At 71.9% G+C, this 22,820-nt stretch carries 17 protein-coding genes; 7 read left to right on the top strand and 10 right to left on the bottom strand.

From position 1 onward, the window contains the following. Positions 1-88 precede the first annotated feature (88 nt). From cobM to CKO43_RS10990, 3 genes are all read left to right on the top strand, one after another. Positions 89-871, top strand: coding sequence for a precorrin-4 C(11)-methyltransferase (gene cobM / locus CKO43_RS11000; RefSeq protein WP_200378663.1), 783 nt, complete (start codon positions 89-91; stop codon positions 869-871). Further along, positions 868-2,190, top strand: a complete 1,323-nt coding sequence (locus tag CKO43_RS10995; RefSeq protein WP_200378662.1) for a cobyrinate a,c-diamide synthase — start codon at positions 868-870, stop codon at positions 2,188-2,190. Before cobM ends, CKO43_RS10995 begins: the two co-directional genes overlap by 4 nt. 67 nt (positions 2,191-2,257) lie before the next feature. Then, entirely contained in the window at positions 2,258-3,631 is a 1,374-nt protein-coding gene (locus tag CKO43_RS10990) for a diguanylate cyclase domain-containing protein (protein ID WP_200378661.1), read from the top strand. 19 nt (positions 3,632-3,650) lie between these two features. On the opposite strand, the gene cobF is transcribed toward CKO43_RS10990, so the two are convergent. Together cobF and CKO43_RS10980 are read right to left on the bottom strand one after the other, a co-directional pair. After that, positions 3,651-4,400, bottom strand: a complete 750-nt coding sequence (gene cobF / locus CKO43_RS10985; RefSeq protein WP_200378660.1) for a precorrin-6A synthase (deacetylating) — start codon at positions 4,398-4,400, stop codon at positions 3,651-3,653. Positions 4,401-4,439: 39 nt separating this feature from the next. Beyond that, positions 4,440-5,351, bottom strand: a complete 912-nt coding sequence (locus CKO43_RS10980; protein WP_200378659.1) for a LysR substrate-binding domain-containing protein — start codon at positions 5,349-5,351, stop codon at positions 4,440-4,442. 61 nt (positions 5,352-5,412) lie between these two features. Between CKO43_RS10980 and CKO43_RS10975 the strand changes: the two genes are divergently transcribed. Both CKO43_RS10975 and CKO43_RS10970 read left to right on the top strand, forming a co-directional pair. After that, positions 5,413-6,453: a putative sulfate exporter family transporter gene (locus tag CKO43_RS10975; RefSeq protein ID WP_200378658.1), complete on the top strand. Its 1,041-nt coding sequence runs from the start codon at positions 5,413-5,415 to the stop codon at positions 6,451-6,453. 154 nt (positions 6,454-6,607) lie between these two features. Beyond that, a complete protein-coding gene (locus CKO43_RS10970) occupies positions 6,608-7,918 on the top strand; it encodes a lactonase family protein (protein WP_200378657.1) in 1,311 nt (436 codons plus the stop codon). Between the two features lie 22 nt (positions 7,919-7,940). On the opposite strand, the gene CKO43_RS10965 is transcribed toward CKO43_RS10970, so the two are convergent. The 5 genes from CKO43_RS10965 to CKO43_RS10945 all read right to left on the bottom strand — a co-directional run bounded on the left by CKO43_RS10965 (position 7,941) and on the right by CKO43_RS10945 (position 16,969). Next, the gene (locus CKO43_RS10965; RefSeq protein WP_200378656.1) at positions 7,941-9,941 is read right to left on the bottom strand and encodes a sigma-54-dependent Fis family transcriptional regulator; all 2,001 of its coding nucleotides are present in this window, start codon (positions 9,939-9,941) and stop codon (positions 7,941-7,943) included. Between the two features lie 82 nt (positions 9,942-10,023). After that, positions 10,024-11,532 (bottom strand): AMP-binding protein, encoded by a 1,509-nt coding sequence (locus CKO43_RS10960; RefSeq protein ID WP_200378655.1) that lies wholly within the window; start codon positions 11,530-11,532, stop codon positions 10,024-10,026. A 382-nt stretch (positions 11,533-11,914) separates the two neighbouring features. Further along, positions 11,915-12,421 (bottom strand): acetone carboxylase subunit gamma, encoded by a 507-nt coding sequence (locus tag CKO43_RS10955; RefSeq protein ID WP_200228248.1) that lies wholly within the window; start codon positions 12,419-12,421, stop codon positions 11,915-11,917. Between the two features lie 42 nt (positions 12,422-12,463). Beyond that, positions 12,464-14,785 (bottom strand): hydantoinase B/oxoprolinase family protein, encoded by a 2,322-nt coding sequence (locus CKO43_RS10950; RefSeq protein WP_200378654.1) that lies wholly within the window; start codon positions 14,783-14,785, stop codon positions 12,464-12,466. Between the two features lie 18 nt (positions 14,786-14,803). After that, a complete protein-coding gene (locus CKO43_RS10945; protein WP_200378653.1) occupies positions 14,804-16,969 on the bottom strand; it encodes a hydantoinase/oxoprolinase family protein in 2,166 nt (721 codons plus the stop codon). Between the two features lie 327 nt (positions 16,970-17,296). Between CKO43_RS10945 and CKO43_RS10940 the strand changes: the two genes are divergently transcribed. Both CKO43_RS10940 and CKO43_RS10935 read left to right on the top strand, forming a co-directional pair. Beyond that, entirely contained in the window at positions 17,297-17,935 is a 639-nt protein-coding gene (locus CKO43_RS10940; protein WP_200228245.1) for an MBL fold metallo-hydrolase, read from the top strand. 147 nt (positions 17,936-18,082) lie between these two features. Further along, positions 18,083-18,370 (top strand): hypothetical protein, encoded by a 288-nt coding sequence (locus tag CKO43_RS10935; RefSeq protein ID WP_200228244.1) that lies wholly within the window; start codon positions 18,083-18,085, stop codon positions 18,368-18,370. 83 nt (positions 18,371-18,453) lie between these two features. Here the strand turns inward: CKO43_RS10935 and CKO43_RS10930 are convergent, their stop codons facing one another. The 3 genes from CKO43_RS10930 to CKO43_RS10920 all read right to left on the bottom strand — a co-directional run bounded on the left by CKO43_RS10930 (position 18,454) and on the right by CKO43_RS10920 (position 22,820). Then, positions 18,454-19,581, bottom strand: a complete 1,128-nt coding sequence (locus tag CKO43_RS10930; protein WP_200228243.1) for a hypothetical protein — start codon at positions 19,579-19,581, stop codon at positions 18,454-18,456. Positions 19,582-19,654: 73 nt separating this feature from the next. Then, positions 19,655-21,004, bottom strand: coding sequence for a hypothetical protein (locus tag CKO43_RS10925; RefSeq protein ID WP_200378652.1), 1,350 nt, complete (start codon positions 21,002-21,004; stop codon positions 19,655-19,657). A 190-nt stretch (positions 21,005-21,194) separates the two neighbouring features. Further along, complete coding sequence (locus CKO43_RS10920; RefSeq protein ID WP_200378651.1) at positions 21,195-22,820, bottom strand: asparagine synthase-related protein; 1,626 nt, start codon at positions 22,818-22,820, stop codon at positions 21,195-21,197.

Genomic DNA, 22,820 nt, shown 5'->3' with positions numbered 1-22,820 from the left:
GCCCCGGCGCGCGGTTGCTCGCCTCCCGCGCCGTGTCGGCCGACGGTCTGGCGACCGCGGCCCTGGCTCAATCCGCGAAAGAAGAACGATGACGGTCCATTTCATTGGCGCCGGCCCCGGCGCCGCCGACCTGCTGACGCTGCGTGGCCGCGACCTGATCGCCGCCAGCCCCGTGTGCCTGTACGCCGGCTCTCTGGTGCCCGAAGGCGTGCTCGCGCACTGCCCGCCGGGTTGCCGCATCGTCAACACCGCACCGATGAGCCTGGACCAGATCGTCGACGAGATCGCCGCCGCGCACGCGCGCGGCCAGGACGTCGCGCGCCTGCACTCCGGCGATCTGTCGATCTGGTCGGCGATGGGCGAGCAGCTGCGCCGGCTGCGCGCGCTGGGCATCCCCTACGACGTGACGCCCGGCGTGCCCTCGTTCGCCGCCGCCGCCGCTGCGCTGGGCGCCGAGCTGACGCTGCCCGGTGTCGCCCAGTCGCTGGTGCTGACGCGCACCTCGGGCCGCGCCAGCGCGATGCCCGAAGGCGAGAAGCTCGCCGCTTTCGCCGCCACCGGCGCCACGCTGGCGATCCACCTGTCGGTGCACGTGCTGGCCCAGGTCGTCGCCGAGCTGCGCCCGCACTACGGCGACGACTGCCCGGTGGCAGTGGTCTGGCGCGCCAGCTGGCCCGACCAGCGCATCGTGCGCGCGTCGCTGGCGACGCTGGACGCGGCCGTCGGCGCCGAGATGGAGCGCACCGCGCTGATCCTCGTCGGCCGCGCGCTGGGCAGCGATGACTTCGACGAGAGCCGGCTCTACGCCGTCGACTACGACCGGCGCTACCGGCCGACGGGCGCCTCGCCGCGGTTCCCCGAGACCCGATGATCCCGCCCGGGCTGCTGGTCGCGGCGCCCGCCTCGGGCTGCGGCAAGACGACGGTGACGCTGGGCCTGCTGGCCGCCTGGCGCGCCGCCGGGCTGGCGGTGCAGCCGTTCAAGAATGGCCCGGATTACCTGGACCCGGCCTTCCACACCGCCGCCGCCGGCCGCGCGTCGTTCAACCTGGACAGCTGGGCGATGGGCCGCGAGCGCGTCGCCGGCCTGCTGGGCGCGGCGCAGGGTTGCGACCTGCTGCTGGCCGAAGCCTCGGTCGGCCTGTTCGACGGCGCCGCGACTCCCGGCGAATGGGGCCGCGGCGCCGGTGCCGACCTGGCCGAAGCCTTCGGCTGGCCGGTGCTGCTGGTGCTGGACGTGCGCGGCCAGGCGCAGTCGGCCGCGGCGGTGGCGCTGGGTTTCGCCAGCCTGCGCCCGGGCATCCAGCTCGCCGGCGTGCTGCTGAACCGCGTCGGCAGCGCGCGCCATGAGGCGATGGTGCGCAGCGCGGTCGAGGCCGCCGGTTTCCGCGTCTTCGGCGCGCTGCCGCGCGACGCCGCCGTGGCGCTGCCCGAACGCCACCTGGGCCTGGTGCAGGCCGAGGAACTGCCCGAACGTGCCGCGACGCTGGCCGCGCTCGGCCGGCTGGTCGCCGAACACGTGGACCTGGACGCGCTGCGCGCCGCCGCCGCCGGCGCCTGCGAACCCGTGCCGCCGTTGCCGCTGCCGCCGCCGGGCGCGCGCATCGCGCTGGCGCGCGACGCCGCCTTCTCCTTCGTCTACCCGCACCTGCTGGACGCCTGGCACGCCGCCGGCGCGGCGCTGCTGCCGTTCTCGCCGCTGGCCGACGAGGCGCCCGACGACAGCGCCGACGCCTGCTGGCTGCCCGGCGGCTACCCCGAGCTGCACGCCGGCCGCCTGGCCGCCGCCAAACGCTGGCGCGACGGCCTGCGCGCCTTCGCGCGCACGCGGCCGGTGCACGGCGAATGCGGCGGCTACATGGCGCTGGGTTCGGTGCTCGAAGACGCCGACGGCACGCGCCATGCGATGGCCGGGCTGCTGGGGCTGGAAACCTCGTTCCGCAAGCGCCGCCTGCACCTGGGCTACCGCCTGGCCGAGCTGCAGGCGCCGTTGCCCGGTTATGCCGCCGGCACGCGGCTGCGTGGCCACGAGTTCCATTACGCCAGCGTGTCGGCCCAGCCCGACGCGCCGCTGGCGCGCATCAGCGATGCCGACGGCCACGAGGTCGCCGAGACCGGCTCGTGGCGTGCGCTGGACGGCGGCGGGCGGGTCAGCGGCAGCTTTTTCCACCTGGTCGCGCCGGCCGGCTGAGGCCGCCCGCGGCGGCGCAAGCCCCGTGTCCGCCGGCAATCGGCGCATCGGGGAGAATCAGCCGCACATGGCCCCCCTCGACAAGGCGTTCCTGGCGAATGTCATCGACCTGCTGCTCGACGCCGTCTGCGTCGTCGACGCCGAGGGACGCTTCGTCTTCGTCAGTGCCGCCGGTGAGCGCATCTTCGGCTACACGCCGCAGGAGATGATCGGCCGGCCGATGATCGAGCTGGTGCATCCGGACGACCGGGCGCGCACGCTGGGCGCGGTCGACGAGATCGTGGCCAAAGAGCACAAGCCCATCTTCGAGAACCGCTACGTGCGCAAGGACGGGCGCGTGGTGCACATCATGTGGTCGGCGCGCTGGTCGCCCGAGGACCGGGTGCGGGTCGCGGTGGCACGCGACATCACCGAGCGCAAACGTGCCGAGTCGATCCAGGCAGCGCTGTACGCCATCTCCGAGGCGGCGCATGCGGCCGAAGACCTGCTGGCGCTGTTCGAGCAGATCCACCGCATCATCGGGCAGCTGCTGCCGGCGAAGAACTTCTTCGTCGCCCTGTACGACGCCGCCGGCGACTGGCTGAGCTTCCCCTACTTCGTCGACGAGCACGACCCGGCGCCGGCGCCGACGACGCTGGATGCCGAGACGCTGAGTGCGCAGGTGATCCGCAGCGGGCGCGAGCTGCTGGTCAGCCGCGAGTCTTCGTTACCGGCGCCGGGTGCCGTGCATCCCGATGTCGGCCACGCCGCCGTCGACTGGCTGGGCGTGCCGCTGGGCGGGCCGCAAGGTGTCTTCGGCGCGCTGGTCGTCAAAAGCCATTCGCTGGACACCCGCTACGGCCCGGCCGACGTCGAGCTGCTGAAGTTCGTGTCGGCCCAGGTCGCGTCGGCGATCGAGCGCAAGCAGGCCGAACTGCGGCTGCAGCATGTGGCCCGGCACGACGCGCTGACCGACCTGCCCAACCGCAGCCTGGTGCGGGACCGCGTGGCGACGGCGCTGGCGCGTGCGCGGCGCGATCACGCGGACCTGGCGCTGCTGTACCTGGACCTCGACACTTTCAAGCCGGTCAACGACCGTTTCGGGCACGCCGTCGGCGACGGCCTGCTGCAGCAGGTGGCGCAGCGCCTGAAACGCTGCGTGCGCGAGTCCGACACCGTCGGCCGCATGGCCGGCGACGAGTTCGTCGTGCTGCTGAGCCACGTCCATGCGCCACAGGATGCACCGGCGGTGGCCGAGAAGATCCGCCTGGCGCTGTGCCAGCCCTTCGAGGTGGCCGGGCAGCATTTGTCGTTGTCGCCCAGCATCGGCGTCGTCTGCTACCCCGCGCACGGCGAAACCGGCGACCAGCTGATCCACCGCGCCGACGAGGCCATGTACGCGGCCAAACGCGCCGGTGGCAACCGGGTCTGGCTGGCTGAAGGCGGCCGGGCGCCGGCCTGAACACGGCCGGCGCCGGGCTTCAGCCGCCGCGCCGGCGCAGCAGGTAGATGTCCATCACCCAGCCGTGGCGCGCGCGGGCCTCGGCGCGGGCAGCGAGGATGCGCGGGCCCACCTCGGCCAGCGGCCCGGCGATCGTGATCTGCTCGGCCATGCCGACGTAGGCGCCCCACCAGATCTCGACGCCCTGGGCGTCCAGCGCCTCGAAGGCGCCGCCGGCGTCGAGCATCACGACGACGGTGTCCACACCCGCCGGCCAGCCCTCGTCGCGCAGCCGCCGGCCGGTGGTGACGACGAAGGGCGCGCCGATCTCGTTGAGCGGGATCGCGTGCGCCGCGGCCAGCGCCTGGATCGAGGTGATGCCGGGCACGACGCTGATGCGCGGCGCCGGCTGCAGCCTGGCGGCGATGCGCAGCGTGCTGTCGTACAGCGCCGGGTCGCCCCAGACCAGCAGCGCCACCCGCCGCGCACCGGGGTGCGCGGCGATGGTGCGCGCCCAGACCGCGGCGATCGCGTCGTGCCAGTCGTCGACGCGGCGGCGGTAGTCGGGCGTGGCCGCGTCGCGCACCGGCAGGTCGAACTCGGCGAGCTGGGTCTTCGTGTCGTCCAGCAGTTCGGCGCAGATCGTGCGGCGCAGCTCGGCCAGGTCGGCCTTGTCATCGCCCTTGCGCGGAATCATCACCAGGTCGGCCGCCGCCAGCGTGCGCATCGCCTGGCGCGTCAGGTGGTCCGGGTTGCCGGTGCCGATGCCCACCAGCGCCAGTTCGATCATGTCGTGTCTCGGGTGCCGCGAACGCGTAGGACGGCGAGTTTACGGGCCGGCTGCGGGCGCCAGCAGCGCCGCCCGCAGCGCCGGCGACGGCACGCGCGCGCGGTGGTGCACCAGGAACAGCGGCCGCACGATGGGCGGCAGCTCGGTGGCCACCAGGCGCACGCGGCCCAGTGCCAGCAGGTCGGCGGCGACCTGCACCGACAGGCAGGCAATGCCCAGCCCCGCGGCCACGCCCTGCAGCAGCGCCTCGTTGCTGTCGAACTCGAGCGTCTGAACGAAGTAGTCCAGCCGCGGCAGCAGCGCCTGCTCCACCGCCTCGCGCGTGCCCGAGCCCGGCTCGCGCAGCAGCCAGCGCGCGCCGCGCAGCTCGGCGTCGCCGACGGGCCGGCTCGCCAGCGGGTCGGCGGCGGCGCAGACCAGCACCAGCCGGTCTTCGGCCCAGCGCTCGACCACGAGATCGGGTTCGCTGCAATGGCCTTCGACCAGGCCGACGTCGACCTCGAGCCGCGCCACCGCGGCGGCCACGGCACGCGTGTTGGCGATGCGCAGTGCCACCCGGGCCTGCGGCTGGCGGCCGAGCAGCGCCGCCAGCATCGGCGGCACGAGGTAGGTGCCGATGGTGCGGCTGGCCGCCAGGCGCAGGTCCAGCGGCGCTTCACCACCGGCGCCAGGCGTGGCGCCGAAGCCGGCTTCGACGCGGCGCAGGTCGTCGAGCGCGGCACGCACCTGCGGCAGCACCGCGCGCCCCCTGTCGTTGAGCAGCAGCCGGCGGCCGACGCGGTCGAACAGCTGCGCGCCCAGCAGCGACTCCAGCTCGCCCAGCGCCGCGCTGGTGGCCGACTGCGACAGCGCGACCCGTTCGCCGGCCGCGGCGGTGCTGCCGCTGTCGGCAACGGCAATCAGCACCTCGAGCTGGCGCAGCGTGAAACGTAATCGATCAAGCTGTTGCATCGATCGATGATACGTAGAGAAGTCGTTTTTCAGATTGGTCGGCACGGCGCAGAGTGCGCCCGTGAACACCGCCAGCACCACCCTCCTGCCTCGCGCCGCCGCCTGGCGCGGGCGTGCGCCGGGCCTGGTGCTGGTCGGCACGCTCGCCGCCGCGGCGGCGCTGCTGGCCACCCGCCCCTGGTTCGCCGCGCACGGCCTGGGCGCGCTGACGCTGGCCATCGTGCTGGGCATCGTCTGTGCGCACCTGCCGGGCCTGCGCACGGCAGCCGCCGCGCCCGGCATCGACTTCGCCAAACAAGGCCTGCTGCGCGCGGGCATCGTGCTCTACGGCCTGCGGCTGAGCCTGGCCGACCTCGGCGCGCTCGGTGCCACCGGCGTCGCCGTCGACCTGCTGGTGCTGGCCAGCACCTTCGCGCTGGCGATGGCGCTGGGCGTGCGCCTGTTCGGGCTGGACCGGCGCACGGCGATGCTGATCGGCGCCGGCAGCTCGATCTGCGGCGCCGCCGCGGTGATGGCCTGCGCGCCGGTCGTGCGCGCACGCGGCGACGAGGTCGCGGTGGCGGTGGCCACCGTCGTCGTCTTCGGCACGGTGGCGATGTTCGGCTATCCGCTGCTGTACCCGCTGCTGGGGCTGGACGCTGCGCAGTTCGGGCTTTATGTCGGCTCGACGGTGCACGAGGTGGCGCAGGTGGTGGTCGCGGCGCGCCCGCTGGGCGAAGCCGCGGCCGACACCGCCGTCGTCGCCAAGCTGGTGCGCGTGATGCTGCTCGCGCCCTTCCTGCTGCTGCTGTCGGCCTGGCTGGCGCACGAGGGCGCCGGCACCGGTGGGGCGCGCCGCATCGCCGTGCCCTGGTTCGCCTTCGCCTTCGTCGCGGTGGCGGCGCTGCACCCGCTGCTGGGTTTGCCGCCGGCGGTGGTCGAGGCGCTGCTGGCGCTGGACACCGCGCTGCTGGCCGCGGCCATGGCCGCGCTCGGGCTGACGACCCACGTCTCGGCGCTGCGCCGGGCCGGCGCCCGGCCGCTGCTGCTGGCGGCGCTGCTGGCGCTGTGGCTGGCCGGCGGCGGGCTGGCGATCAACCTCGCGCTGCACACCGGGCGCTGAACGCCAGCGCTGGGTAAAGCGGGGGAGAAACCGGTCTGTCTCGCGGTCTGCGCGGTGGCCGGCACGGGCACACTCGGGCGACGCGCCCGGTTCAGGCCGGGCGGCTGCGCGCCTGCCGCGCGGCAACCCCCAACCATCACGCCGACCCGCCAGCATGAGCCTCCGTCCCAAGACGCACCGCCTCCACTTCGCACTGCCTGCCGCGCTGCTCGCGGCCGGCCTGCTGGCCGCCTGTGGCGGCGGCAGCGACTCGGGCAGCTACACGCTCGGCGGCACGATCAGCGGCCTCGCCACCGACGGCCTGGTGCTGGCCAACGGCAGCGACACGCTGGCCGTGGCGTCCGGGGCCACGCGCTTCACCTTCGACGGCACCGTCAGCGGCAGCTACGCGGTGAGCATCAGCTCCCAGCCTTCGGGCCAGACCTGCCAGGTCAGCAAGGGCAGCGGCAGCGCCAGCGGCGATGTCGCCAGCGTCGCCATCAGCTGCCGCACGTACCGGGTCTACGTCGCCAACAGCGCCAGCAACACGCTGTCGCAGTTCGCCGTCGGCAGCGGCGGCACGCTCGCCGCGCTCGGCACGGCGACGCTCGGCGTGTCCTACGCGCCCTCGGCGCTGGTGGTCAACGGCGACGGCAGCCGCGCCTGGCTGAACTACCGCGACGACGAGGCGCTGACGGTGCTGGACATCGACAGCAGCGGCGCGCTGAGCGTGGCCAGCGTCGGCGCCGAGGCCGCGACCTTCGGCTATGCGCTCGCCCTGGCGCCCGACGAGTCGCACCTGTACGCGCTGAACTACGGCGGCGCCAGCGTCTCGCAGTTCAGCCTGGCCAGCAGCGGCAAGCCTTCGGCACTGTCGCCGGCGTCCGCGGCCACCGGCCTGTCGCCGTACGCGCTGGCGATCACGCCCGACGGCGCCTACGCCTACGTGGCCAATGCCAGCGACGACACGATCTCGCAGTACGCGGTGAGCAGCAGCGGCGCGCTGACGGCCAAGTCCACGGTCGACGTCTCCAGCCGCGGCAGCAAGCCGCAGGGCCTGGCGGTCGCCCCGGGCGGCGGCTACCTCTTCGTCACGCTGGCCGGCAGCGCCAAGGTGCTGAGCTACGCGATCAACAGCAGCACCGGCGCGCTCACCTACAGCAGCAGCCAGAGCACCGGCACGACGCCGCGCGCGATCGTGCTCAGCTCCTCCGGCGCCCAGGCCTACGTGGCCAACGCGGGCTCGGCCACGGTGTCGCAGTTCCTGGTGTCGGGCGGCACGCTGACGCCGATGGCCACGCGCACGGTGGCCACCGGCAGCACGCCGTCGGCCATCACGATCACGCCGGACAACGCCTACCTCTACGTCGCCAACGCCGGCGACGGCACGGTGTCGCAGTACACGCTGGGCTCCGGCGGCGCGCTCGGCGCACTGGGCACGGTCGGCGCGGGCGGGTCGTCGCCGGTCGGCATCGTGGCGCGCTGAGCGCGGCGCCCGCGGGCGCGCCTCAGTGCGAGGCCTTGCGCGCGCCGTCGCGGCTCAGGCCGTAGCGCTGCAGCTTGGCGTACAGCGTGCTCTTGGCGATGCTCAGGCGCCGGGCGGCGAGCGTGAGGTTGCCGCCGCTGGCGGTGATGGCGCGCACGATCAGCGCCTCCTCGCCCTCGGCCATGCTGGTCACCGCAGGCTCGGGCGCCAGCGCCGGCGCCGGGGTGTCGAAGGTGCTGGGGTCCAGTTGCAGGTCGGCCACGGCGAGCGGCGCGTCCGGACAGGTCAGCACCGCACCCTCGATGACGTTGCGCAGCTCGCGCACGTTGCCCGGCCAGCGGTAGGCGGCCAGCGCGCCCAGCACCGCCGGCGACAGCCATTCGCGCGGCTGGCCGTTCTGGCTGCGGAAGCGGTCGAGGAAATGCTGGGCCAGCAGCGCGATGTCGCCGGGCCGCTCGCGCAGCGGCGGGATGCGCAGGCTGGTGACGGCGACGCGGTAGTACAGGTCCATGCGGAAGCGCCCGGCGGCGACCTCCTGGCGCAGGTCGCGGTGGGTGGCGGCCACGAGGCGGAAGTCGACCCGGCGCGGCGTGTTGTCGCCCAGACGGTAGATGACGCCCTGCTCCAGCACGCGCAGCAGCTGCGGCTGCATGTCCAGCGGCAGCTCGCCCAGTTCGTCGAGGAACAGCGTGCCGCCCTGCGCCGCCTCGATCTTGCCGATCATGCCGCCCTTGCGCGCGCCGGTGAACGCACCGTCGGCATAACCGAAGAGCTCGCTGGCCAGCAGTTCGCGCGACAGCCCGCCGCAGTTCAGCGCCACGTAGGCGCCGCTGTGCGCGCCGTGCAGGCCGCGCGCGAACTCCTCCTTGCCGGCGCCGGTCTCGCCCTGCAGCAGCACCGGCGCACGCGAGCGCGCGAGCTGGGTGGCGCGGTGGATCAGCTCGCGCATCGCGGGGTCGGTGGTCAGCACGTGGGCGAAGGGGTCGGCGGCGGCGCCGCCGGCCGGCAGCGTGCGTTCGGCGCTGGGCGGCGCCGCGGCGATGCGCGCCCGCCCCTGCAGCGCGGGCATCACCAGCAGCGTGCCCAGGTGCTCGCCCTTGACCACCAGCGGCTCCAGCCACTCGGGCCGCAGCCAGGGCGGCAGCGCGGCGCGGCCGACGCCGCGGCTCAGCGGCGCGGCGCCCAGCTCGGGCACGCTGCGCATCGTCGCCAGGTCGATCGAGCCGCCGGCGTCGGCGATGGCGATCTGCGCGTGCTCGCTGGCTTTCACCGGGCAGCCGCGGCGGTCGAACAGCACCAGCGCGTCGCGCCCGGCCGCCGACCAGCGGCCCATCGCGTGCTCCAGCAGGCGCAGCCGGCGCTCCATCTCGTTCATCGCCAGCCGGCTCTCGATGCGGCTGGCGGTGGTGACGACCAGCGCCAGGCTCTGGCGGTTGTAGGTCGAGGACAACCCCGAGACGTCGACGACGCCGATCACCTCGCCATCGGCCGGGTGGCGCACGACGGTGGCCGAGCAGGTCCAGCGCTTGATGCCGGCGCAGAAGTGCTCGGCCGAATGGATCTGCACCGGCTGACCCAGCGCGAGCGCGGTGCCGATGGCGTTGGTGCCGCACAGCGCCTCGCTCCAGCTGACGCCGGGCACCAGCAGGATGGTCTCGGCCGAGCGCAGCGCCGGCAGGTCGCCCTCGGTGGCGAGGATGGTGCTGCTGGTGTCGGCCAGCGCCATCAGCGCGCCGGTCTCGGCGAGGTAGTCGCGCGCGCAGGCCATCACCGGGGCGCTGGCTTCGAGCATGTCGCGCTGGCGTTCGCGCAGCAGGTACAGGTCCTGTTCGGACACCGGCTGCGGGCCGCTGCGGCGGTTGGGGTCGACCTTGGCCTGGGCGCAGCGCTGCCAGGAGCCGTCGACCAGCGCGCGCAGCACGCCGGCGGGCCGGTCTTCGCCGTTGAGGAAGGACTCCCAGGCCCTGGCCACCGACGATTCGTCGCCGGGGTTGGAGAACATCTGGTCGGGTGATGAGGCCATGCTGCTTTGTCTCCACCGGGCCGTGTGTCCGGCCTCTGGCATCCAGGGCATCAGGGGCGCCGGCGGCCGGCGGCGGCGGGGCTCACCCGCCCCCCGCCCACAGCCGGCGCAGCTCGGTCTTGAGCACCTTGCCGTAATGGTTCTTGGGCAGCTGCGGCAGCAGCCGGTAGTGCCGGGGGCGTTTGAACCGCGCGATGCGCGAGCGGCACAGCGCGTCCAGCGCCGCCGGGTCGCAGGCGGCGTCGGGCCGCGGCACGACGAAGGCCACGACCACCTCGCCCCACTGCTCGTCGGGGGCGCCGATGACCGAGACCTCGGCCACCGCCGGGTCGCGCAGCAGCACTTCCTCGACCTCGCGCGGGTAGATGTTGCTGCCGCCGCTGATGATCACGTCCTTGCTGCGGTCGCGCAGCGTCAGAAAGCCGTCGGCGTCGAGCTCGCCGACGTCGCCGGTGCGCAGCCAGCCGTCCTGCAGCGTGGCCGCGCTGGCTTCGGCGTCCTGCCAGTAGCCGGCCATCACGGTGTCGCCGCGCACCAGCACCTCGCCGGGCGTGCCTGCGGGCAGCGGCCGGCCGGCTTCGTCGGCGATGCGCAGCTCGACCGCGCTGTGGGCGACGCCGACCGAGGCCAGCCGCTGCGCGCGGCGCGGGTGGGCGGCGTCGGCGAGGTGGCGGCGCGACAGCGCGCTGATCGTCATCGGGCTCTCGCCCTGGCCGTAGATCTGCACGAAGCGCGGCCCGAGCTGCTGCAGCGCACGTTCGATGTCGGCCGCGTACATCGGCGCGCCGCCGTAGACGATGGTCTTGAGGCCCTCGCCGTCCAGGCCGTGGGCCTGAGCGTGGTCGACCAGCCGCTTGACGATGGTGGGCGCGGCGAACAGGCTCAAGGGGCCGCAGCGCCGCGCCAGCTCGAACAGCTCGGCGGCGTCGACGCCGCCGCTGGCCGGCACCAGGTGGCGGGCGCCGGCGATGACGTGCGGCACCGCGTACAGGCCGGCGCCGTGCGACATCGGCGCGGCGTAGGTGCTGGCGTCCTCGGGGGCGATGGGGTCGACGTCGGCGAAGTAGCACAGCCCCATCGTCAGCAGCTGGCGGTGGCCCAGCATCACGCCCTTGGGCCGGCCGGTGGTGCCGCTGGTGTAGAACAGCCAGGCCAGGTCGGCGCCGTCGCGCGCGGTGATGGGCAGCGGCTCGGCCTCGAACAGCGCGTGATAGCCGGCGTCGTCGATGGCCAGTAGCGGGCAGCCGGCGTCCAGCCCGGCGCCGGTGTCGGCATCGACCAGGCACAGCCGCGCGCCGCTGTGGCCGACGATCCAGGCGACCTCGCGCGCATGCAGCTTGGCGTTGATCGGCACGATCGCCAGCCCGGCCCACCACGCGCCCCACATCAGCTCCAGATAGGCCGGGTGGTTGTGCAGCACCAGCGCGATGCGCTCGCCCGTCGCCAGGCCCAGCCGGCGCAGCCCGCCGGCCAGCCGCGCGCAGCGCCCGGCCCATTGCCCGTAACGCCACAGCAGCCGCTCGCCGTGCAGCACGGCCGGGCGCTCGGGGTCCTGCGCGGCGACGCGTGCAAGCAGCAGGGCGAGATTCATGGTGGCGGCAGCATGGCGTGGTGATGCCCTCGTCACAAGCAGGAATGTCCCGAGGCGGACTGCCGCCCCGAGGCGCAGGGCCACCCCGAGACAGAGTCCCGCCCCGACGCGCAGGGCTGCCCCGAGGCAGAGTCCCGCCCCGACGCGCAGGGCTGCCCCGAGGCAGAGTCCCGCCCCGACGCGCAGGTCCGTCCCGAAGCGAAGTGCCGCCTCAATCCAGCGGACGCCGTGGACCGGCTCTGCCGGTCCACTGGCGTCGCCCCCTCGGGGGGGCTTCGGCGGGACGTGGACCGTCCGGTGGACGGTCCGCGCCAGCCGAAGGGCCGGGCCACCGGCCCGGCGCGGCCTGCAAGGTGCGCCGAAGGCGCTTCGGGGGGGGGCCTTAGTTCGATCGTTCAGGCAGCGGCAGCTTGACCCACTCCTTGTAGAACGCGTCGATGTCGGGCTCGAAGTCGTGGATCACCGGATACCAGGGCGTCGGCGCCTCGACGTCGTGCAGCGTGCCGCACTGCTGGCAGCTGTACTCGCGGTAGACCTGCCAGGCGGTGTCGGGCGCCATCAGCCGGGGGTAGACCTCGGTCATCGCCGCCTCGGTCTCGCGCACGTACAGGTTGGCGTGCAGCTTCCAGTTCTCGTTCCAGTCGCAGAACACGTGGCCGCAATCGCACTGGATGACCCAGCGCTTGCTCTGCGTCTGCTGCACGACGTGCAGGTGCGGGCCCAGCGGCAGCACGATGCGGTCGCTCCACGGGCGCCTGGCCTGCAGCGCCTGCAGGTACAGCGAGAAACGCTCGGGGTCCTTGGGCATGGACAGCATGCGCAGCGTGGTGTCCCAGTCGAGCTTGCCGTCGACGAGCTTGCTGACCTGCTCGGGGGTGTAGGTGGACATCGGGTTGGCTCTTTCGTCAGAGGGTTGTCGGGGCACCGGGGCTCATTGCTCGACCAGCGTGACGGTGTGCACGTCGGGCATCGCCGAGAGGTCCATGCGGAACTTCGAGCCGTACGAGGGCACGCCCAGGTCTTCTTCCTTGAGCTGCCAGGTGTCGGGCAGGTCCCAGAAGCTGCGGAACTGGTTCTCGAACTTCGCCGACAGCCCGAAGCTGGTGGCGAACATGTGCTGCACCTGCACCGAAGCCTGCTTGTCGAGGATGCGTTCGCGCTCGTGTTTCATCCACTCGCGCGTGGGCACCGAGCGCGCGATGCGCTGCTGGCGGATCTCGATGCGCTGCAGCGCGGTGGCCTTCTCGTCGATCTTCCACTGGCCGTGGGCGTCGCGCGTGGCGACCACGCCGTGCACCTTCTGCGCGTACTCGGGCAGCAGGAAACCGTTGTTCAGGTCGGCGGCGATGGCCGGCAGCTCGCGGTCCAGCGGGTCGCCAAAACCCGGGCCGCCGCGGATGTAGTTGAGGTAGAGGTCGTGGTTGGCGTAGCAGTCCTCGGTGGTCATGCACTGGTGGTCGCGCTTGACGCGGGCGTCGGGGCCGAGGTGGTTCTCGTAGTCGGGCAGGTCGGGGTTGGTGTCGCCGCCCAGCGGCAGCGTCTCGCCCCTGGCGATGCGCTGGGCCAGGCCGGTGTCGTGCGCCTCGAAGCGGTAGCCGGTGGCCGAGGGGTAGCCGCCCATCATTCCCCAGTCGCTGTTCATGTAGCCGTTGCCCATGAAGAACATGGTCCAGTCCTGCGCCTTCCAGACCATGCGCAGCGTCTCGAAGCCGTGGCCGCCGCGGTACTGGCCGTAGCCGCCCGAGTTGGCCTTGACGTTGCGGCCCAGGTACAGCAGCGGCTCGGCCATCTCCCAGATCTCGATGTCGCCCATGTCGCCTTCGGGGTTCCAGATCGCCGCGCCGTGGTTCAGCCCGTCCTTGATCGCGCCGGCGCCGGTGCCGCAGGAACTGGCCTCGAAGCTGTTGACGGCGTGGATCTCGCCGTCCTGGTTGATGCCGCCGCCCTGCAGCCAGTTGCTGGTGTTGGCGTTGCCGGCGTTGACCTCCTCGAGGTAGCCGCGGCTGAAATAGGCCTGACCCAGGCCGCGCCACATCGTCGTCCAGGCCGAGACCAGGAAGTGCCAGGCGTAGGCGTGGCCGGTGCGGCGGTCGTCGGGGTTGTTCCAGCCGCCCTTGGGCATGTGGAACTCGGTGCCGTAGTAGGCGCCGTCGTTGATACGCTGGGTGGGCACCAGGGTCTGCGTCATCATCACCCAGATGCCGCTGGTGAAGGCCACCTGGTGGGCGTTGTAGCTGTGCCAGCCCCAGCGGCTGGCACCCTCGAAGTCCAGCCGCCAGGAGGCGTCGGCGCGGATCTCCATCTCCACCGGCGCGTGCATGATCGAGTCGAGCTTGGCGAAGGCGTTGGAGGTCTGAACGTCGGGGTGCTTGTAGGGCACGTCGACGAAGGCCACCTTGCGGTACTTGCCCGGCAGCGTCATCGCCTTGATGCGCGTGGCCAGGCCGCGGCGGCCTTCCTCGATCACCTCGGTGGCGAACTGCTCGTAGGTCTCCAGCCCGTCCTCGGCGATGGTCTCCTCGACCAGCGCGCGGACCATGTGGCAGCCGGCGATGCGGGTGCGTTCGTCCAGGATCCAGTACTTGGGCGTGCGCACCGAGCGCTGGCTCTCGTGCAGCCAGTCGCGCAGCGGCGTGTCGTTGATGCCGGTCTTGCGGCAGGTGATCATGTAGCCGTCGCCGAAGCGCTGCGTCTGGCCGGTGGACATCGAGCCCGGCGTCACCGCGCCGGTGTCGATGACGTGGGTGACGCCGCCGACCCAGCCCACCAGCTTGTCCTGCACGAAGATCGGCACGATGGTGGCGATGTCGCAGGGGTGGACGTTGCCGATCGCGCAGTCGTTGTTGGTGAACATGTCACCGGGCGCGATGCCGGGGTTGGACTCCCAGTCGTTCTCGATCATGTACTTGATCGCCGCGCCCATCGTGCCCACGTGGATGATGATCCCGGTGGAGGTGAGCACGCAGTCGCCCGCGGCGTTGTAGAGCGTGAAGCAGAGTTCGCCTTCCTGCTCGACGATGGGGCTGGCGGCGATCTTCTTGGCGGTCTCGCGCGCATGCACCAGGCCGCCACGCAGCTTGGAGAACAGCTTCTCGTAGCCGATCGGGTCCTTCTCGCGCAGCGCCAGGCGCTCCAGGCCGTTGTAGTGGCCGGTCCGGCGCGTGCGCTCGAGGATGCCGTCGCGGTATTCCTTCAGCGTCTGGCCGTTGCCCAGCAGATTGGCGAAGCCGACTTCCCGGTAGCTCATCTTCATGGTGTGTCTCCTCGGGGTTCAGTGGGTCTGGCGGCCGCTGCGGGCAAGCTCGCGCAGGTGGAACAGGCGGTGCTTGTCCAGCGTGGTGGCAAAACCCTGGGGCACGACGAAGGTGGTGGCGTCGGACTCGACGATGGCCGGGCCGACGATCTCGTTGCCGGCGCGCAGCGCCTCCATGCGCCAGATCACCGCCTCGTGCCACTGCTTGTGGCGGTACAGCCGGCGCGTGCCGATGCGGGCTTCGGCCGGCGGCGTGGGCTCGCCGATGGGGTCCTCCGGCAGCACGGGCTTCTGCGTGACCACCATGCCGCGCATGATCGCGCCGGTGACCGAGAAGCCCAGCTCCGGCGAGCGCGCCGAACTGGCGTAGACGCGGCCGTAGGTGGTCTCGAAGGCCTCGACGATGCGGTCCCAGTCCTCGGCGCTGGCGGCGGCGGCCACCGGCGAGTCGATCTCCAGGTCGTTGAGCTGGCCCATGTACTGCATGCGGTAGCCCGGGCGCAGGATCACGTCCTCGGGCTTGAAGCCGTTGATGCGGAACTCCTCGACCACCTTGGCCGCGAGGTCGCTCCAGGCCTGCTGGATGGTGGCCGCGGCGGCGCCCTTCTGCTCGGCCGAGGCGAGCTGCGACAGCGCCAGGTCCACGCTCTTGTCGTAGCGGTACTCGAAGTCGGCGCAGGCGCAGCCGAAGGCCGAGAAACCCGCGGCCCAGGCCGGCACCACCACGTCCTTGAAGCCCAGGCCCTCGGTGTAGCCGTAGGTGTGCACCGGGCCGGCGCCGCCGTAGCTGAAGCAGACGAAGTCGGTCGGGCTGTAGCCCTTGGCGCTGACGTTGCTGCGCAGGTACTCGCGCAGCTGCAGGTCCAGCAGCTCGATGACGCCGGCGGCGGCGTCCTCGACGCCGAGGCCCAGCGGGCCGGCGATCTGCGCCTGGATGTGCTCGCGGGCACGCTGCACGTCGAGCTTGATCGCGCCGCCGAGGAAGTTGTCGGGGTTCAGGTAGCCGAGCACGACGTGGCAGTCGGACACCGACACCGTGTCCAGGCCGCTTTCGGGCCAGCAGGTGCCGACGCGGTAGCCGGCGCTGTCGGGCCCGAGCTTGATCGCGCCGCTGTACGGGTCCAGGCGCACGAAGCTGCCGGCGCCGGCGCCCACCGAGTCCATCGTCACCAGCGGCAGCGACAGCACCAGGCGCGCCATGTCGGGGTCGGAGGCGATGGCGAAGCTGCCCTTGGTGATCAGCGCCATGTCGAAGCTGGTGCCACCGATGTCCGAGCAGGCGATGTTCTCGTCGCCCAGCGCCTCGCCCAGCAGCTTGGCGCCGATGACGCCGCCGATCGGCCCGGAGACGATGGTGCGCGCCAGCTCCTTGGCCTTCCAGCTGATGGTGCCGCCGTGGGTGGCCATCACGCGCAGGTCGAACTTGGCGCCGTGCTGGCGGAAGCGGTCGCTGACCTTCTTCAGCGTCTGGCGCGACGGCTCGGCAGCGTAGGCCTCGAGGATGGTGGTGTTCATCCGGTGGCTCTCCTTGCGCTGCGGGTAGTAGTCGACCGAGGCGAACACCGGCAGCTCCACGCCCAGGCGCTGCAGCTCCTCGCGGCAGACGTCGCGCGCGCGCTGCTCGCTGGCGCCGTTCTTGTGCGACTGCAGCAGGCAGATGACGATCGCCTGGGAGCCGGCCTCGACCAGCTCGCGCGTGGCCTGGCGCACCTCGGCCTCGCGCAGCGGGATCACCACCGTGCCCTGGACGTCGGTGCGCTCGGTGACGCCGCGGGTGCGCGCCAGCGGCACCAGCGGTTCGTCGTAGCGGTGGGTGTTGAGGTGGATGCGCTCTTCCAGCGCGTAGCCCAGGTAGCTCTGGATCGCGCGGCCCATCGAGTGCACGTGCTCGAAGCCTTTGTTGACCATCAGGCCCACGTCCAGGCCCTTGCGCTGCACCACGCGGTTGAGCATCGCCGTGCCCGAGTACACGCAGGTCAGCAGCTCGGGGTAGACCTCGTCGACCTCGCGGCCCCAGTGGGCGAGCGCGTCGCGCGACGAGTGGTAGATGGCCAGCGATTCGTCGGCCGGATTGCTCTGCGCCTTGCCGACGACGAAGCGGCCGTCCTCGCGGACAAAAAAGGTGTCGGTCATCGTGCCGCCGGCATCGATTCCCATCACCTGCACCTGGGGTTGGGCGGGCATGAACTTGTCTCCGTTTTTTCGTGGGTCGAAGGCGCCGCGATCCAGCCGCGGCGCCCGCCTGGGCAGCGCTGCCGCCCGCCAGCCCCAGTGCAGCGGCCATGCCAGCCGCTGCGCGAGCGCGCACGGCTGCGCCAAGTGCTTGATTCGATTCAACAGGCGCGGGAAAACGCGGAGCCGCCTCCAGCCCTCGGACCGACCTGGCCGGACGTTCGATTTCCGGTCGGTCGGACGGTTTTCGAACGGGGAACGCCGAATGACCGGTTGCCCGGTGGAGGCCAGACCGCGCCGGTCTTGGTCTAATCCCGGTCGGGCCTAACCCTTATTGCGATGCTCCAGTACCGAACCGTCCCCGTCACCGCCTTCCAGCAGAACTGCTCCATCGTCTGGTGCGACCAGACCCGCGAAGCGGCCGTCATCGACCCGGGCGGCGACCTGCCCCGGATCCTCGCCGCCATCGACGAACTGGATGTCGCGCCGCGCCTGATCCTGCTGACCCACGCCCACATCGACCACGCCGGCGCCGCCGGCCAGATGGCGCGTGAACTGGCGCTGCCCATCGTCGGCCCGCACGAGGGCGACCGCTTCTGGATCGAGGCGCTGCAGCAGCAGGCGGCAATGTTCGGCTTCCCGCCGGCCGAGCCCTTCATGCCGGTGCGCTGGCTGCAGGACGGCGACACGGTCGCCGTCGGCCGCTCGACGCTGGCCGTACGCCACTGCCCGGGCCACACGCCGGGACACGTGGTCTTCCACAGCGCCGAAGCCCGGCGCGCCTTCGTCGGCGACGTGCTGTTCGCCGGCAGCATAGGCCGCACCGACTTCCCCGGCGGCGACATGCAGACCCTGCTCGACAGCATCCGCGACCGCCTGTGGCCGATGGGCGACGACACCGTCTTCATTACCGGCCACGGGCCCGAGAGCAGCTTCGGCGAGGAACGCCGGCACAACCCCTTCGTGCGCGGCACCTGAACCCGCAAGGCGTGCAACAGCGTGGTTTCGCTTGACCTATTTCAAGGCTGAGCGCGAGGCCTGGCCGCTACGCTGAAGGACATCATCTACCGCGCCCGAAACGCCAGCCTCGACTGCCGGCGGCCGGCGCACCGTCCGGTCTCACCCATGAAACTCATCGGCATCGCGCTGCGCAAACCCAGCTTCAACGAGCTCACCGCCGCTGCCGTGATGGGCTGCGGACTCTGGCTGCTGATCGTCGGCCTGCTGCAGGCGGGCGGTTTCGGCCTGGCGCGTGCCGACGCCGGCGCGCTGCTGATCGTCGTGATGTGGGGCGCGGTCAGCGCCCGCGTCGGCATCCACGTCGGCATGGGCGAACGCCACCTGCTGGCCAACATCGCCGTCAGCGCGCTGCTGCTCGGCGCCTACCAGGGCGCGATCGCACTCGTGGCCTGAGGCGCCGGCAGCGGCGGCCGGCGGCGCGATCGGCTGCCAGCCCGTCCCCCGTCTGACGGGATCGGCCACACCGGAACACCCGCCTATGGCACAGCGTCCACACGGGCCAGATCCATGCTGACCACGCCCAGCAGGATCGGCATGCTGGACGCGGCGGGACCGATGGTGAGGGTCGTGCCGTCACCGCCGGTGGCCGATTTCAGCGAGGCGCTGTCGAAACTCAGCGGGCCCACGCCGATCGAGGCGCCGGGGGGCGGCGCCAGCAGCGGCTTTGCGTTGCGGTTGCCGGAGCTTCCAGCGTCGAAGCGCAAGGTCGCCGAGGGTTCGAAGCCGACGACGACCTGGTAGATGCGACGCGCCAGCACGCCCTGGCGGCCGAAGTAGCTGACCTGGTCCGCCGCCGTAAGCTGGCTCGCGAACAAACGTACCGCCGTGTCGCTGAACCACTGGGTCGGCCCCAGCATGAAGGTGCCCAGGCCGGTAAAGCACACCTCCAGCGAGTAGCTGTCCAAGGCCGGGGTCGCAACTGGCGCTGCCGCCTGCGGGCCGGCCAGATCCCGCATCGATGTCTTGGCGACCACGCCCGGCGCGTGGAACCGGATGAACGGCGGCAGCGCATCGGCCGCAGGGCCTGCGCTCGCCTTCATGGATCGCAGGACCGGCGCACCCGCGGCGCTGCCGGCCGAGCTGACGCGGATGACGCCGCCGTCGCTGGTTCGTCCGGCAACGCTGGACGCCTGCCATTCCTTGTACCGGCCGCGAAAGCCGGCATCCAGCGAATAGGCCGGCAGATAGGTGGTCGAGCCCTGCGGATCGGCGGCAGGCCCGACCGGCACGGTGCCGGCCGGTGCCTGCGTGCCTATCTTCGTCGGCATGTTGAAGCGACTGGGGCTGATGCTGGTGGCGTCCTTCCAGGCCGCCAGCGCCGAGGCCAGCGCTGGCGACGACAGGCGCTGCAGAAAGAAGCCGTAGGCCTCGTACAGGCTGCCCATCGGCACGAAATCCGGGGACGGCTGGGGCACCGAGTCGCCGATGCGAAAGATCTCGGAGTTGATGACTTCCGGATCACTGTTTGCGAAGTCGGCGACCAGCGTGGTTTGCCCGAAAGCGAAGTGCTGGCCCGAGCCCAGGCCGGCCGGGAACAGCGTGGCGACCAGCGCGTCGGCCCAATCGGCCCAGGCCGACTTCAACCCGTTGTCTTTGGTGGTCATGGTGGCGGCGCTCCCTGCCGGCATGGGGGCCGCCCCGGGCCGTCGGCCCGGGGCGGTGAGGGGTGGCAGGCGCTCAGAGCCTGCTGCTGACCACGCCCAGCAGAACCGGCATCGTGGACTTGATCGGGCCGATCCGGATCGACGAGCTGGCATCGTCGTAATGGATCTGGTCCTTGGACGAGTTCGCCCCGCCCGAGGCGCCGAAGCTGAACGGCCCCACACCGATGGTGAGCGCCGCCTGGGTCTGCCAGGACGACTTGACGCGGCTGTAGTCCTGCGCCGACATCTTGATGGTGATGGTCGGCTCGAACCCCAGCACCACTTGCGAGGCGCGCCGCGCCAGGGCGCCGGCGTCGGAGAAGAAGTCAGGCGCACCGGGCTTGAGCTTGTCGCGATAGGTGCTGACCAGCGAGCCGTTCTGCCACCAGGGCCCCGGGTTGATGCCGAAGGCCTTGGCGCCGACGAAGGACACATCGAAGCTGAACGCGGACGAGCTGGCGTCCACGGACACGGCCGTGGCGCTGGAGCTGGTCGAGCCGCTGACCGTCCTGAAGAAGTCCGACCAGCTCGCCTTGGCCGAGGCATTCCAGCCCGAAGCCTGGTAGTCGTAGTCCTGGCTGCTCGAGTCGAAGTGGAAGGTCTGCCCGATCGTGCCGGCGACGCTCGCGGCCTGCCATTGCGTGTAGGTCGCCGCGTAGGCGGTGTCGAACTGGTAGAGCGGCACGTAGGACGACACGTTCGTGACCGTGCTGGCCGTGGTGGACGGTGCGGCCTGCCCGATCACCGCCGCCGTCGAGCCCGGCGGGATGTAGGTCGCCGAGGTGATCTGCATGTTGTAGTTGTTCTGCTGCATCGGATCCTGGGCGCCGCCGTTGATCCCGGTGATCTGGCGCGCCAGCTGGACCTGCTGATAGCCGGGCCCGTAGAGCTGGTTGCTCAGCTGGTCCACCTTCGATTGCGCACCCGCGAGCTGGCTCTGCGCCGTGGCGAGCGAGGGGTAGTTGGTCAGGACCCAACTCTTGAACGGGGCGACCGTGTCGCCGACCGTGGCGGCCGCCGCCTTCTGGTCCGTATAGGCCTTGGCGGCAGCGTTGTAGGTGTTGTTGTAGCCGGCCTGGATGGCGATCAGGCCGGGGTTGGCGCCGCCATCGCCGGCGAGCGCGATGTTGAGCTGCGACTGCAGGTTCGGATTGGTGTCGCCACCCAGATCGATCCAGGCCAGGAACTGCATGTACGACGCGGCCAGGCCGCTGGGCGCCGGGTTGTAGTCGGGGCTGTTGGCGGGAATGATGTCGCCCAGCGAATAGATGCCGTAGTTGGTGACGCCGGCATCGGTGGCGTTGAGGTTGATCGAACGGGCCACCGATGCGGCCGAGAACATCGTGCCGGCCCCGAGGCCGTTGGGAAACAGTTCCGCTTGCATGGACTGCATCAGTCGCGCCCACATGACGCTTTGGTCGACGTTGGCCATATTCGTGCTCCGCTAAGGTTGACGGGATCGCGCGCGCCGGCTGAGCGGCGTCGCGCACGGTGAGCGGGTCTTGCGTCCTCAGCCTGGTTGCCCGCGATGCCAGTGCCGCGATGGAGGCGTGGTGCCCTCCGATGGATGGAACTCAGGCCGCGACGGCCTCGTGCTGTCGTTCGGTGCCGGCCTGCAGCGTGCGCAGCGTCAGTTCGAGCACGACGGCCTCGAGGAGGAAGTCGGACTCGCTCAGGTCCTCGCCGCTGCAGTAACGGCGGTAGGCCGCCAGCAGGCGCGGGGTGTCGACCAGGCCGGCGTCGGCCAGCAGCGAGTCCTGGAACAGCGCCTCGATGGTCTTGCGCGCGTCGTGCCGCATCGCCTGGTCCAGCAGCGGAATGAAGCTCTCCGGCAGCTCCGGCCGGTAGACCTCCTGCGGCAGGCCGTGCCGTGCCAGGTACTCACGCTGCAGCCGCCGGCCGCGCCGCCACTCGGCCGGCAGGCTGCGGCAGAACTCGACGAGCTCGGGCGTCGCGTACGGATACAGCGGCCAGACACCGGCGCGCAGATAGACCGCGGTGCCGGCCTGCGCGGCCTCGAAGACGCTGCGCAGGGCGGCCCCGTTCGGCGCGCAGTCCAGGCCGTGCTGCGCCTCCTCGCGAAAGGCCTGCAGCGCACGGTCGCTGAGGTAGCTCGGCAGGGCCGGTTCCGCCATCGGGGCGGGCCGGCGCGGATCCAGCTCGTCGTGCGCCAGCGTCGAGATCTCGTCACCGCCGATGCCGGTGAGGATGGTGTGCACGCCGTGGCCGCGAGCACGGCGCAGCAGCGCCAGAAAGGCCTCGTGATAGAACTCGCCCCAGGGCACGATGGCGTCGTCACCCTCGTGCCGCGGCGAACTGAAAGGCGTGTGGCGCGAGGCGTCGATGGCGCTGTCCAGCGCCCCGAGGCGCTCGACGATCAGCTGCCGTCGTCGCGTCTGCACGCGGCCGGTTTCGTCGGGGACGATGAGCCCGTAGCTGCGCACCGGCCGACCGCTGAGCTTGGCGGCGACCAGCCCCACCACGGCGCTGTCCAGGCCGCCGCTCAGCTCCGTGGCGAACACGTCACGGCCTGGGTCCAGCCAGCGCGTGATGCTCGCGCCCAGCAGCGCTTCGAAGCTGCCGAGCACGTCGGCATCGGCGCGCAGGGTGCGCGGCCCGGCCACCGGCATCGGTTGTGGGTAGTCGATCCGCAGGCCGTGCCGCTCGGGGTCCCAGTCGGCGCAGGCGCGCTCGGTCAGCAGCTGCATGCCCGGGAAGAGCGTGCGCCGCGAGTACGGCGCGCCGATGCGCGCCAGCAGGTAGGCGGCGCGACCGAAGTCGACACCGCCCTGCAGGAAGCGGTACAGCTGCGCCGGGTCCCAGTGGCCGTGCAGCGTGTCGCGCTGCACGGCCAGGCACACCGGAGCCGTGCCCCAGCCGCCGCACCGAAGGAGCACCGACCCGGCTGCATCGGTCCGCCACGTCAGCACGCTGACGTTGAGCGGCCATTGCAGTGCCGCGGCAAGCTGCTCGTCCCACGCCTGCTCGTCCACCCGCTGCGGCTCCAGGCCGGTCAGGCGACCGGTCATGGCGCCCCGCTCGCGCACGATGAAGGCAAGCCGGTCTGGGCTCACCAGCGAGCAGCACTCGAGCGCGGGATGTTCGAAAGGCTGGACCCAGCTGCGCCCGGCCACCCAGCGGCCCGCAGCAGCGGTCCACGGCAGCAGGCGGTCACCAGCTTCGATGCGAAACGAGATCAT

Origin of the sequence: Rubrivivax gelatinosus (assembly GCF_016583785.1) — a bacterium.
Lineage (GTDB): Bacteria > Pseudomonadota > Gammaproteobacteria > Burkholderiales > Burkholderiaceae_C > Rubrivivax > Rubrivivax gelatinosus_B.
This window is presented reverse-complemented; position numbering and strand designations above follow the sequence as displayed.